At 41.0% G+C, this 13,561-nt stretch carries 11 protein-coding genes; 4 read left to right on the forward strand and 7 right to left on the reverse strand.

What is annotated here, in order from left to right:
* Window positions 1-15: 15 nt before the first annotated feature.
* The 6 genes from torC to cmoM all read right to left on the reverse strand — a co-directional run bounded on the left by torC (window position 16) and on the right by cmoM (window position 8,980).
* Window positions 16-1,200 carry a pentaheme c-type cytochrome TorC gene (gene torC, locus C9J46_RS00925; protein WP_107205765.1) on the reverse strand — a complete coding sequence of 395 codons (1,185 nt, stop codon included), beginning with the start codon at window positions 1,198-1,200 and terminating at the stop codon, window positions 16-18.
* A 38-nt stretch (window positions 1,201-1,238) separates the two neighbouring features.
* Entirely contained in the window at window positions 1,239-1,409 is a 171-nt protein-coding gene (locus C9J46_RS00930) for a periplasmic nitrate reductase, NapE protein (RefSeq protein ID WP_107205764.1), read from the reverse strand.
* 231 nt (window positions 1,410-1,640) lie between these two features.
* The gene (mukB, locus tag C9J46_RS00935; protein ID WP_107290404.1) at window positions 1,641-6,104 is read right to left on the reverse strand and encodes a chromosome partition protein MukB; all 4,464 of its coding nucleotides are present in this window, start codon (window positions 6,102-6,104) and stop codon (window positions 1,641-1,643) included.
* Complete coding sequence (mukE, locus tag C9J46_RS00940) at window positions 6,104-6,847, reverse strand: chromosome partition protein MukE (protein WP_005367158.1); 744 nt, start codon at window positions 6,845-6,847, stop codon at window positions 6,104-6,106. Before mukE ends, mukB begins: the two co-directional genes overlap by 1 nt.
* Window positions 6,828-8,150: a chromosome partition protein MukF gene (gene mukF, locus C9J46_RS00945; RefSeq protein ID WP_107245429.1), complete on the reverse strand. Its 1,323-nt coding sequence runs from the start codon at window positions 8,148-8,150 to the stop codon at window positions 6,828-6,830. Before mukF ends, mukE begins: the two co-directional genes overlap by 20 nt.
* Window positions 8,147-8,980, reverse strand: coding sequence for a tRNA uridine 5-oxyacetic acid(34) methyltransferase CmoM (cmoM, locus tag C9J46_RS00950; protein ID WP_107205761.1), 834 nt, complete (start codon window positions 8,978-8,980; stop codon window positions 8,147-8,149). The genes mukF and cmoM overlap by 4 nt, the downstream gene beginning before the upstream one ends.
* A 119-nt stretch (window positions 8,981-9,099) precedes the next feature.
* Between cmoM and elyC the strand changes: the two genes are divergently transcribed.
* From elyC to C9J46_RS00970, 4 genes are all read left to right on the forward strand, one after another.
* Complete coding sequence (gene elyC / locus C9J46_RS00955) at window positions 9,100-9,927, forward strand: envelope biogenesis factor ElyC (RefSeq protein WP_107290405.1); 828 nt, start codon at window positions 9,100-9,102, stop codon at window positions 9,925-9,927.
* Window positions 9,928-10,252: 325 nt separating this feature from the next.
* Window positions 10,253-11,641: an L-cystine transporter gene (locus C9J46_RS00960; RefSeq protein ID WP_107290406.1), complete on the forward strand. Its 1,389-nt coding sequence runs from the start codon at window positions 10,253-10,255 to the stop codon at window positions 11,639-11,641.
* 349 nt (window positions 11,642-11,990) lie between these two features.
* Window positions 11,991-12,350 (forward strand): ribosome hibernation-promoting factor, HPF/YfiA family, encoded by a 360-nt coding sequence (gene hpf / locus C9J46_RS00965; RefSeq protein ID WP_107205758.1) that lies wholly within the window; start codon window positions 11,991-11,993, stop codon window positions 12,348-12,350.
* Window positions 12,351-12,520: 170 nt separating this feature from the next.
* Window positions 12,521-12,757, forward strand: a complete 237-nt coding sequence (locus tag C9J46_RS00970) for an RNA-binding protein (protein ID WP_107290407.1) — start codon at window positions 12,521-12,523, stop codon at window positions 12,755-12,757.
* Window positions 12,758-12,790: 33 nt separating this feature from the next.
* Here the strand turns inward: C9J46_RS00970 and C9J46_RS00975 are convergent, their stop codons facing one another.
* Window positions 12,791-13,519, reverse strand: a complete 729-nt coding sequence (locus tag C9J46_RS00975) for a potassium channel family protein (protein WP_107205756.1) — start codon at window positions 13,517-13,519, stop codon at window positions 12,791-12,793.
* Window positions 13,520-13,561: the final 42 nt, after the last annotated feature.

Below are 13,561 nucleotides of genomic sequence, written 5' to 3' on the forward strand. Positions count from 1 at the left end.
CAACCTTTAGTTTGATTAATGTTCAGCTTTAGAAAAGTCTGACGAATGGTTTTGTAAATATTTCAAAACAATAGCTTCGCTATCTGTATCAAAATTCACAAATGCAAGCATACCGTTAAACATGCCAGGCCAAGTATTTGCGTCAAAATGGTTTTCTGCTGGCTGGGTATGACATACGCTACAGTTGGTGTTGTAGGCCGATTTTGCGGCACTCCAAATAGTACTGACATCACTAACAAAGTTCTTTTTCTCAACCCATAATGTTGCGGTTACTTGTTGCCATTCTAGGCCTGTGACGTCATCTTCTTTTTTCTCGAAACCTTTTACAATATCCGCACTTTGCGCAGCATTTTTACTTAAGGCGGCTGTCGGTATATTCATTCCGAAATCTTGATTAATCACCCGACCAAAACCTTTTACTTTTCGCCAACCGTTCAGTTCAATTTGCAGCATGTCGTCTTTAATGGCCAACACTTTCACTGCCGATGCAGGCTCTAAAGAACCCCCGTCTTTGGTTTTGGCTTCATCTTCGTAAAGAGGCAAAAATTGCACGCTGTAGTAGGTATCACCGTCTGAATAATCGGTACTATGTGATGCCGCAGTCAATTCAGAGACAATCCCACCAGACGAGGCCATATCCGCTGGTAAGTGATGGGCTATACCTTTGTGGCAGTCTATACAACTTTGATCTTTAACCGCAGCTTGTTTCATTTGTGCCTGCGCCCGAGGTGACATTTCATCCCATTTCATGCTGGCATAACTGTGGCAACTCTTACATTCTAGCGAACCGTTCGCTGCAAACCGTTTCCATTCGTGTTGGGCTAATTCCAGCCTTTTTGCCTCAAACTTTGCAGGTGTATCAATGGAGCCAACAATGGCGCCAAAGACTTCTTTACTCGCCTGCATTTTTCGAGCGATTTTATCCGACCAATTATGCGGAACATGGCAATCAGGACAGGTTGCCCTAACCCCTGAATTATTCGACCAATGAACGGTGCCTTTTAATTCAGGATATACGGTGTCTCTCATCGAATGACAACTGATACAAAATTTTTCTGTGTTGGTCATATCAAGGGCAGTATTAAATCCCCCCCAAAATATAACCCCCGCGATAAAACCACCTAATGCGAGTACGCCAAGGCTTATTTTTGTTGCTGGGCGCCACAGGGTTACCCAAGCTTTTTTTAAGGACGACTTCATTATTTACCTACCGTTTTTTATTCAATATTGACGTGTGCCTAACCATGACCCGGAGGCCCGAGGAAAAACACTTGCATCGCCCAAATAAAAAAACCATACCCGCCCACAAAAATGACAGATAAAATAGGAAACAGTAAAACAATGATAAAGAGAAATGTTCGCCATTCATAACGGCCTCTCTCTTTATCATCCATTTCTTCACTTAACATTATTGCTCTCTCACTTATTAGTAAGCCTTATTATTCTTAATAGGCTTTTCCAGTGCTTAAAGTGAATTATAGACAATGCTTTTACATTTAATTTTCAAGCTTGTTAAAAAGCCAATTCGATCACATTTTTTTCTTATCTTTTACAACCTTGTTTTTTATCTAACCTTTTGTTTTAGATATAAAAAAAGGCCAGCACTTCTGCTGACCTTTTTTGCGATATTTAACGAAAAGTTAGTCTATCGTGTCGATATCTAAGACTGTTTGGATTGGTTTTTCATGTTTTGGTGTATTACCAAAGCCACGTAAACCTACCACGTGTACGTGTTCACGATCTTTGAAAATCTTACGTACTAGTTTGTAGGTTGTCCCTTTTTCCGGACTGATATTTTCAGGTGCCGCAATCAGTAACTGCATGTCTAAGCGTTCACATAACTCAAACAATGTTGCGATTGATTTACCATCAAGTCGTGCCGCTTCATCCAAGAACAAGAGTCGACAAGGAATGATATCTTTACCACGTAAACGTCGCGATTCTTCTTCCCAGCTCTGAACAACCATTAACAGAATTGCCTGACCTGTACCAATCGCTTCACCCGTAGATAGCGCGCCTGATTCCGCTTGTAGCCAGCCGTCTGTACCACGGTTAACTTCAATGCTTAACTCTAGGTAGTTACGGTAATCTAACAGCTCTTCACCCAAGATTTGCGGTGAACGTTGACCCATATCGATATGTGGATTCAAACGTTGGAACAACTTCGCAATCGCTTCCGAGAATGATAAACGGTTATTACCGAATAGATCGCTATGCTGATCTTTATTCTCAACAAGTCCTGCAAGTAGCGATTCGTGCGTATCACGTACTTTAACGTTTAGACGCACACCATTTACCTGACCAAAACCAATACTTTGCAAGCCTTGGTTTAGCATACGAATACGGTTTTGCTCACGCTGGATTGTTTTACGAATAATATTCGCAACGGAATCTGAACTGATCGCTAAACGTTGTTCACGCGCCGTTAGCTCTTCGGTTAAACGTCCCAGCTCTGCTTCCATTTCTTCGATGGCTTCTACTGGATCGTCAGTACGAATAATATCGTGACGAATACGCTCACGTAGATGCTGGTACACCGCGATGTAGAACAGAACTTTACGTTCAGGACGCGTCACATCTTCTGACGCGCGTAATGCATCACGTAAATCTTCGTTATCTGCAACCGCAAGACGCAGTGAACCGAGCGCTTTATCCGATAGTGAACGTAGTTCATCTGCCGACATATATGCCATTTCACGACGGTGTAAACGACGTTCAACATCGCTTTCACGTGCTAAACGTAATACCGCGCACCAACCCGCTTTCGCGTTAACCACTAACTTACGGAAGTCTTGGTAATCTTTACCCACTTTACGTAAACGCTTCACTAACGACTTCATTTCAAGTTCGATAGAGGTGGTTGATTTTTCTAACTGGCTACGGCGACTACGTGAACTGTGTAAACGCTCATTGAGTTCATCACGACGAATACGCGCGCGTTCTTCAGCTTCAACATCTGCACGTACACCTAGCTCTTGCAGTTCACGTTCAAATTCTTGAACGGTTTCCATTTTCGCTTGGTGCGAGCTCTTCAGTGACGCCATTAACTGGTTGTACTGGTTTGCTTGTGCGCGCGCTTGTTTTAAGCTTTCACGGCTGCGACCACGGGCTTGTTCTGCGGTTGCAAGTTTCGCTTTAAGCTGCTCGTTTAACTCTGAGCTCTTGCTTAGTAGCTCTACCGCATCGGCATAGCTAAAGTAGTGACGACGTTCAGCTAAATCAGCGACCGCAAAGATCAGGGTTTTCAGCTCTTGTAGCTTCTTATCTGCCGCTTCGTAATCAGCTTGTAGCGCATCGAATTGCTCGGGATCAGCGTCCAGCGAAGACACTAATGTTTCAAGCTCGGCTAACGCTTTACCATGACGGTCAAGGTAGTTACGTGCTTCATCCATTTGTGAAAGTTGTTGTTCAACTTCTTCAAAACGTGCGCTTAGGGTGTCATCTTCAAGCAGTGTTACTACTGGGTTTAATTTACCCAATAATGCAAGACCTTCACGTGCTGCCGCTAACTGGCTACGCTGTTGTTGTTCTTGCGCTTGTGATTCAGATAGCTGACGTGCAATTTGGTTACGTTGATCACGTGCTTGCTTTAATTCTACTTCTGGATCTGGGTTAAATGCCACAGACATGTGGGTGGCTACAAAGCTATTGAAGCTTTGGTACAAACGCTGAAGTTTTTGCGAATCAAACGATGCTTTTGCGTGATCTTCTACTACTTGATCTTTCTCATCACGTAAGAACTCTAGACGTTGTTCACGTGCTGCACGACCAAATAGTGGCATTTCAGGGAAACGTGAGTAACGCAGTTGGCGATCGTTTAAATGAACACACACTGCATCTTCGAGTTCATCAACATCAAAGCCACTGTCATCAAATGAATCCGCGTCACCTTCGATGATGTAAAGATCATCTGGACAATCATCTAGTGTGACTAATTTTTCTTTAATGCCGCTAAGATCAGGAACAATAATCGCGTGTCGAGCAGGGCCGTACATCGCACTGAAATATGGCGCATCATCAATAGTGATATCATCATAAACTTCAGATAACAGCGTACCGCCAAGGGTATCGGCTAGGCCACGTAAACGTGAGTCATCACTACCGCCAGGCTGTGCTAAACGCTCAATATCAGCGTCAAGTTGCTTCTTACGTGCGGCTAATTCATCACGTTGACGCGAAGCTTCACGCTCGTTATCCAACGTTAGCTGCATTGCATCCATCACCGCTTGGCTACTTGAAAGATCAGCATTGGCTTGCTCTGCTAATTTTTCAAGCGCATCAGAAGCTGCAATCCATGTTGGAGCTTGCGATTCTAATGCGGTAATACGAGAAACTAAACGTTGCTCGTCATGGCGCATGTCGTTGCGTTGCTCAACCAGCGCTGCTTGATCTTGCTCTAGGCTTTCAAGCGTTGCTTCATGGCGCGCTTGTTCTTCAACTAACGCTAATTCGCTATCTAATGTGGTGGCGAATTTCTTGGTATACGTTTCAGCTAATTCAACCGCTTGGCGTTGACTACGCACGCTACGCTCTAAATCACGGTATTGCGCTTTTAGCTGCTCACCACGATCTGAAATCGCACGTAATTGACGACCATGATCAATCAATTCACGGGCTTTGTTACTTGCGTTTGCGCGATCAACGGCACCGGCAATGGTGGTAATGATCGCTAAGCCTTTATCAAACTGTTGCGCCGCCGCTGACGACATATCCAGTTTGTGTTTAAGGGCTAATAATGCTGTTGTTTGGGTATCTTGCTGTTGTTTAAGTTGCGCAAGATACGGTGGCGCTTGATCAGGTAGCATTTGATGATCGCCAGACAAATCACGTGCTTTTTCTAATGCCTGTACCGCTTGTTGGTACTGCAATGCACGGGTTTGCTGCATATCTAATGCTTGCTGGTAATCGGCTAACTGGGTTTTTAAGCTATCAACTTCTTCTTCCGTTAGCTGTGATTGTTCTTCGGCAATCGCAAGTTGCTCTGCTGCTTCTTCAACCACCATGACCTGCTCTTCAAGACGCTCTGTTAGCTCTTCAAGATCTTCTTTGTAACGCTCGATTTTCTCAGCTTGACGGACTGCGGTTTGTACTAGCTGTAGGTGATCTGATGCAGCTTGATGATCTTGCTCTAACGCGCCTTCTTGCTCGGTCAATTCATTCAGCTCTGCGGTCATGTTATTAAACGTAGACTGCTGATCGATTAAGGTTTGACGTGAGCCCATTAGCTCACCACGTAAGCTTAATGTTTGCTCTAGCTTCTTCTGACGCTCGTTAGCATGACGCATATAATCGGCAGCAACATAGTTCGTTGCTTCTGAGATCAAATGCTTAAACAAGTCACGGTCACGCTGAGTCAGTTTGATCGCTTCTAATGTCGAACGGTTTTCACGCAGTGCCGCTTCCATATCTTGGAAGGCTTTTTTAACACCGGTGTTGTGCGGTAATAGGTAATCACGTAATGAACGTGTGATCGCACTTGAAATACCACCGTATAGTGATGCTTCAATTAAGCGGTAGAACTTAGAACGATCTTGGCTGTTACGTAATTTCTTCGGTAACACGCCCATTTCAAACATTTGAACGTGGTAATCAGTTACCGAGTTAAATGCTTTAAATTGCACGCCTTCATATTGTGCAACAATGTCTTTAACATCATTAAGCTGGCGAACACGCGCTTGGTTTTCTGATAGTGTTTCAATTAACACATCAGTGGGTTTGATGTTTGAAGGCAAGCCTTGAATTAAGAAAGGCTTAATATCAACTTTCTTATCACGACCCGCGACTTGCTGTAATTTTACAGCAAAGATAATGCGTTGCTTTTTCGAGTTAACCACATCAAGCGCTGCATAACAGGCCCCCGGCTTCAGTTTACCGTGAAGACCTTTATCGCGTGAGGCATTTGAACTTCCCGCTTCCGTTGTATTTCGGAAGTGAAGCAGGCTTTGATCAGGAATGAGTGTGGTAATGAAAGCAGCCATGGTTGTTGACTTACCCGCACCGTTACCACCTGAAAGCGTTGTCACCAAATTATCAATGTCAAAGGTACGTGCAAAGAAGCCGTTCCAGTTGACCATGGTGAGCGATTGATACTTACCGCGTTCCATTAAATACTACTCTCCTGTTCCACTTGTTGTGCATCTGCATTTTCAAGTGATTCTTGACTGTCTTGTTCGATATCGTCGAGCAAACTTGATTGGCTTGGTTCTTGATGATGCACAACGGCTTCACCGTCACGGATCAAGCGTAGCTGCGCTTCACGCATATCATCACCTGTTCGTACATCGGCACCAAAACGGAATACCGCTTCACTAATACGGAATTTACCATGATCACCAATTGGAATTAACATCCCTATACGGCGTAAACGACGCAATGATGTTTTCACTTTATCGAACAGTTTTTCACGATCAAGATCGGAACCTGTTGCTCGGTTAGTGACTAATTTCATTAGCTTTTGTTCATCTGCTAATGTCACTAACTCATCAAACAACTCTTGGTTAGTAAAAATACCTTCGTGCGCTAAACGCTCTGGGCTTAGGTAAAGGAAACACAACACTTTACCCACCAGCATGTCGATTTCTGATAATACAGAACGACCAATCAATGAGGTTGAACGTGGACGAAGGTATAAAAAGCCTTCTGGCGCACGGACTAATTCTGCATTGTAACGCTTGTAAAACATGCCGAGCTCTTGTTCAAATTCGATCAAAAAGGCATGGTTATCTAAATCTTCACTAGAAATATGGCGACCTGAACGGAGCGCGTTATCCAGTGCGGGGAAAAGTGGATTAGCAATCGCTTTTGCTAAATTTTCCGGCATGAATTCTTCAATATTTGTCAATGACATGAGCTTGTACCTTGGCTCCGTATTCGTTAATTGCTTCCCAATCAGGCTGAATTGCATTGAAATCAGCCTCTGAGTATCCCATTCTTACTGCTTGATCAATCACGATTCTTGCCAAATCAAAATGCTGGGCAAATGGGTGTTGAGCCAAATAATCTTTGAGCAGTGAGCTTAGGTTGATGGGTGCGCCTGTCGATTTGTGCGCTTTTAGCATTGCTGCAACTTTTTCTGCCAATATATCATTAACTAAGTCGAGCTCTTCAAATTCCATCTCAGCGGGAACAATACCTGTTACTTCATCGTCACGAAGCACTAATGCTTCATCACGCATGTCTAATAAACGTTCAGCATCTGCATAGGTCAATAACCATGGCGCATCAAAATAATCAGTAACCGACTGGCGTAAACGCTGACTAAATGCACGGTTCTTGTCCATGTCTATCGCGGTACGAATAAACTTATGGACATGGCGATCGTAGCCAATCCATAAATCAATCGCTTGCTGACCCCAACTGATAATGCGATCCAGTTTTGCTTGAAGGATATACACCATCCCATCAACATAATCTAAATCATCACGACCTTGTGTGGATTCTTGAATCGTCAGTAACTGCGTTTGTAGCTGATCGCCTGCCGCTTGTAGTGTGTCTTGAAGCTCTTTTAACGTCGCAGACGTTTCATCAAGTAACTGCTCACAACTACTGATTGCCGCGCGCCAGTCTTGGTTTAGCAATTCAGCAATATCGACTTTGACTTGCTGCTGTTGCTCATCCATGGTGCGCTGGTTTAAATCGATGCGATCGAATATTTCAGCTACTGAGTATTTCAATACGGCATGAACATTTTGACGCCAGTGTTTTTCATCACCGTCTTCTTGTGCCGCCGTTGCTGCTTTATTGATTTCGTCTGCCACCATTGCTAACTGGATAGATAGCTTGAGTGTTGAAAACTCTCGTTGGCGAACGTAATAATCAGTAATGCCTAACGCTAATGGGCTTAAACGATAAATACTAGCGCCATCAGTTACTTCACTAGTAAAGCGTGAAATTAATCGCTGTCTTACCAATTCATTAATGGCGTTGTTGGCGCGAAATGCCAGGGTTTCTTTGGATTGGCCGAACATATCACTTACGATGCGAAATGCGTCAACCAGTTCTCCTTCCCCTAATTCTTCATCAAAGCGATCACCGCTTAAAACGGCAATGGCTAACAAGAACGCCAGCCGTTCCGTTGGTAGGTTTAAAGCAAAATCGTTTTGCTTTACCCAGTTAACCAACTCGGGAACCGTCTGGGTAACTTCACTCATCCCTTGTCCTTATTGCTGTTATTAGAGTTTGTCGTTGTTGTGTGCGTTTCTTTCGCAAAAGGCTTACGGGCATACACATGAATATAACGCCCCAACGACAAAAACGGCTCTTGACGGCAAAGCTTCTGCTCCATCTCAAGAACCTGTTCAAAACTGTAGTCACCTACACGGAAAGTTTGCATATAATCATGGAAGGTTCTCACCCCTGTTTTACCCATGATTTCAAACCCTGCATCGGTAAGGCACTGATAAACATCTTCTGGTTTTATCCCTTGCTGCGGCTGTAATTTAAAGCGCTTGCGATGTGGCATTCCTTGCTCAATATGAGTCAAGTTACCGCAAATTAAGTTTTTAAACAGTAGACCGTTATAGTTATAAAACATCACGGAAATGGCACCGCCTGGTTTCACATTGTCTAATAGACCAGTAAGTACCTCGATTGGTTCAGCTAACCATTCCATTACTGCATGAAATAAAATTAAATCGACAGGTTCAGATATGAACTCATCAATTTCCTGCACAGGACAATGCACAAAACGATATTGCTCAAGCAAACCGTTTTTAGCAATTTCTTGTTGAGCTAATGTCAACATTTCGCTAGAAAGATCACATAACGTTACTTGATGTCCAAGTGATGCAATTTTTTGTGACAATTGTCCAATACCTCCCCCTGCATCTAATACAGTAAGAGGTGATACACTGCTAAGCGAGGTAAGAATTTGTTCAATATCTTGCCATACGACAGTTTGTCGTATTTGCCCTTTTGCTGTGCCATATATGTTTTCAGCGAACTTTTGCGCTAAATCATCAAAATTTCGGTCTTTGATCACGGCTGCTTTACGTTATGATAGCGAATCTAAAAAGTGACTCATTTTCTCACAAGCAGTAAAGGAATAAAGGCTTGTGATGCTTTTTCAAGCTCAACTGCTGAAATTTCGGACTACATTTCATGTTTGAATTAAAAAAATTAATCGCAACACTCCTTATGCCCCTCCCAGCACTGCTGATCATTGGGGTTATTGGATTATTGTTTTTATGGTTTACGCGTAAGAAAAAACTCGCTTCGGGAATTATTGCATTCTCTTTTTTAGGTATTTTTGCCGTCTCTTTTCAGCCTGTTTCTACGAGTTTATTGCGACCATTAGAGCAACAATATCCCGCTTTTGTCGGTTCATCTAAACCTATCGATTTTGTTATGGTGCTTGGTAGTGGTCATGTGATCGATAAAACGTTTCCTATCACCTCAGAACTTTCACGTACTGCGTTAATGCGTTTAGTTGAAGGTATTCGTATTGCGCGAATGTATCCGGGATCTAAAATAATCCTCTCCGGTTACGGTGGTGGAACCAATATCAGTCAAGCTCGTATGATGGCTAAAGTCGCCCTAGCATTGGGAGTGAGTAAATCGGATATTCTGTTGTTGGAAACAGCGAAAGATACCTGGGAAGAAGCGCATCAAGCTGCTTCTGTTGTTGGTGATAAAAGCTTAGTACTTGTTACTTCAGCCAGCCATATGCCGCGAGCCTTGTATGAATTTCATCAAGCTGGACTGTATCCAATTCCAGCACCGACTAACTTTTTAGCGACGAACAAAATTAAACAACCTTGGATACGCTACGCGCCAAGCTCGCAGTTTTTAAACCAAACTGAACGTTATTGGCATGAAAAACTAGGGAGTTTATGGCAACAATTGCGTACATTTCTTGCTAACCATAAAGAACAAAGCACGGATGGAAACAATCATGATAGTGCAGATGCGTTAACAGTTGCTGGCTAAAACCATATAAAATGCCCTTATCGCCCAGTAAATCATTACTGGGCTTTTTTTTGCCTACATCACTTACTTTTCTTTACTTTTCTGAGTAGTCCTCAACGTATTATCACAAACGCATATAACCAAAAGCTATATATATAAAACAATTAAGCTAAAAAACGTCATAAAAAATGTATCTGAAAAAAGCGTTAGCCACTATGATTCCCCTCCAATGAGAAACAATAATTGCTTAACATTTTAATTTCTAAATTTTACAAGCATCAGTTTATTTAACTGCAAATAATTGCTTTCTCGTTTTTATTATATTGATAATTTAAAGGTTAGCAGTATGTACCAAATTATAAATTTAGCCGTCTTTACGGTACTGATCGCCTTGTTGATTAAGCAGCAACGTACCGATAGCACCCTGTCAAAACGCGTTTTTACCGGATTAATTCTCGGTGTCTTATTTGGCGCTGCTCTACAGTGGTTATATCACCCACAAACTCCTGTCGTTAGTGACACCCTTGAGTACATTAATATTGTTGGGGCTGGGTATATCAGCCTGTTAAAAATGATTGTTATGCCACTCATTATGGTTTCTATCATTGGCGCAATTATTAAGGTTAAGGATTCAAGTGCGCTGGGTAAAATATCATTTCTCACCATAGGTATTTTATTAGCAACAACAGCAATCTCTGCTTTAATCGGCATAATGATCACTAACCTATTTGGTTTGACAGCTGATGGTATTGTTGAAGGTGCGCGTGAAATTGCCCGTGGCGAAGCATTACAAACACGCTTGGGCAGTATTGCGAATGTGTCGTTTGCAGACATGATAATTTCATTTTTCCCTTCTAATCCTTTTGCTGATTTAGCGGGTACGCGTCCTACTTCTACGATTGCCGTTGTGATTTTCTCTGCATTTGTTGGCATGGCGGGATTAACGGTAATTAAAACAAACCCAGAGTTAGGCGCTAGCTTTGAAAAGTTTGTTAATGTTGCCCAAGAAATTGTTCGTACACTCGTACGTATGGTGCTGAGCTTAACACCTTATGGTGTGATGGCATTAATGACGAAAGTGGTTGCTGGCTCTAACTACGACGATATTCTAGGTTTATTGAATTTTGTTATCGCATCGTATATTGGCCTTGGGTCAATTCTGGTATTACATTTAGTACTCGTTAGCTTTGTTGGGGTCAATCCTCTGCGCTTTTTCAAGAAGATTTTACCCGTACTAACGTTTGCTTTTACCTCGCGTTCAAGTGCAGGCACAATTCCGTTAAACATTGATACTCAAGTAAAATCGCTTGGCAATGGCGATGCGGTTGCTAACTTCTCTGCTTCCTTTGGCGCTACGATGGGACAAAATGGCTGTGCGGGGTTATATCCAGCTATGCTTGCCGTAATGATTGCGCCGACAGTGGGCATTAATCCATTAGATCCCAGCTTTATGATTTCCCTTATTGCCATTGTAACCGTCAGCTCTTTTGGTATTGCAGGTATTGGAGGTGGTGCGACATTTGCCGCTCTTATCGTTCTTTCAACATTAGGTATGCCCGTTGCACTTGCAGGCTTGTTAATTTCGATTGAGCCTTTAATTGATATGGGAAGAACTGCAGTAAATGTTAGTGGCTCAATGACGGCAGGAACTATTACTTCTCGTATTTTAGGCTTAAATAAAACGACTGAGATAGATAAAGAGAAACAACCAAACGTTATTGACACACACGCTTAAACATAATTTAGCTATGATTGCTCTTGTATTAACAAATAAAAATCTCACTTTTTTTTAGTTTTTCACTTTTCAATCAAAGATTACTTTTTTAGTAAAAAACATAAAAATTACATTTCATTAACACTATTTATTATTTAATTTTAATAAATAGTGTTTTTTTCATTCTTATTCGATAAATACTTTATTTTTCATTATTACCATCACTATAAATTGCTTATTAAGCAATCAAGACCTTCCTCTTTTTAACAAATCCTCTTATGGTAATTAATGTGACATAGATCACGTTAGATAATCATTTTTAGACTAGTCTTATTAAGCATAAACTCCAACACATTATGAGTAACTTATTATGAGCATTAAAATTACAGCACGCGGTTTTGAACTTCCAGACTACCTAGAACAACATATTAAAGAAGCATTCTTTAAGTTTGATAAATTCAAAATTACTTTCCAAAGCAAAGATGTATTTATGAAACTTGAGGAAGGCCGTAAGTTTACTGTTGAAATCGCAACTAAGTCTAACCTAGGTAAAATCGACGCTACTGGTGAAGCTAACGAGCTAATCGATGCATTCAACGAAGCCTTTGACCGTCTAGAGCGTCAAGTCATTAAGCACAAAGAAAAACCACAAGCTCACCTCAGTGAAAAAGCACAAAAAGAGAAAGAAAACTTAATTAAAGAAGAAGACGAAACGTTAGCTAAGTTATAAATCATCTTGCCACTAAAAGCGGTCACTGTTTTACATCATTTATTTCGGTGATCGCTTTTCAATATAGGTAATAGAAATATCTGTATTCCTCATTTCTTACTCCGCCATATACCTCTCTTCGATATTTTTCGTGTTAAAATAGTAAAACACACCAAATAAAAGATCTCTAAATGAAAATTCTAGTTCGTAACCTTTCTCGTAGCACCACTGAAATCCAAATTCGTAAAATGTTTGAAGAGTTTGGCAAAGTAGGAAACTGTAACCTTGTTTTAGATACAATTACAGGTAAGTCAAAAGGCTTTGCTTTTTTAGAAATGGACGATGAGCAACAAGCAGTCCGTGCGATGAAAGCTTTAAATGAAACGATGGTAGACAAAAGTCGTATCCGTGTAAAAACAGCACAGTAATCAGTCTATCTAACAGGGCAATACATTGCCCTGTTAATCAGCTTTACGCGGACTATTTTTATTATCCTTTACTCTGTAGCTACTATCTTTATAAGTGATATTAATAGCAAAATTGCTTAAAATTAAACCTATAAATATAAAGTTATACATTGCATGTAATATCACCAAGGCTTTCGCATCATGTCCGATTGGTGCCATGTGCCCATACCCTATTGTTGTCGCCGTAATAAAACTAAAATATATCGCATCAAAATTTGAGACTAGATTGCTCACTCCACCTGTCGCTTTATATAAAACAGCAAACCCTAAGCAGACTTCGATATAATTAATAACTAACATTAAAAATGAACGTTTTTTAGATATTGGCGGGCTATAGATATCTGAAAGAAAAATGATACTTAATAAATAAAGCAACGTTTCTAATAGTAAATAAGATATAAATAAAATAGAGAATGGTGATGATTCAAGATTAAAATTAAAGATCAGTATCGGTGTTATTAATTTAAGAATAACATAAACTTCTGAACATATTTTCCTTGCTAATAATCCAAACTTACCAGAGATATGTCGAATATACAGCCCAGGAAAAATATATGATGATAGAACAAGAAAAAGTTTGAATAATCTCTCGATGCCAAATGTATTTTCTTTTTCATCATTCCAGACTTGTTTTACATGATCATTTTGATTTTTTATCGCAGGTTTGACGTAGCGAAAATCAGTGCTCCATTGGCTTAAAAATAACTTCTTAATAAATGCCATGGATTATTTCCTCATCCGTTAAACCAAGTGACGTTATCACTG

The organism is Photobacterium sp. GB-36 (assembly GCF_003026135.1).
Lineage (GTDB): Bacteria > Pseudomonadota > Gammaproteobacteria > Enterobacterales > Vibrionaceae > Photobacterium.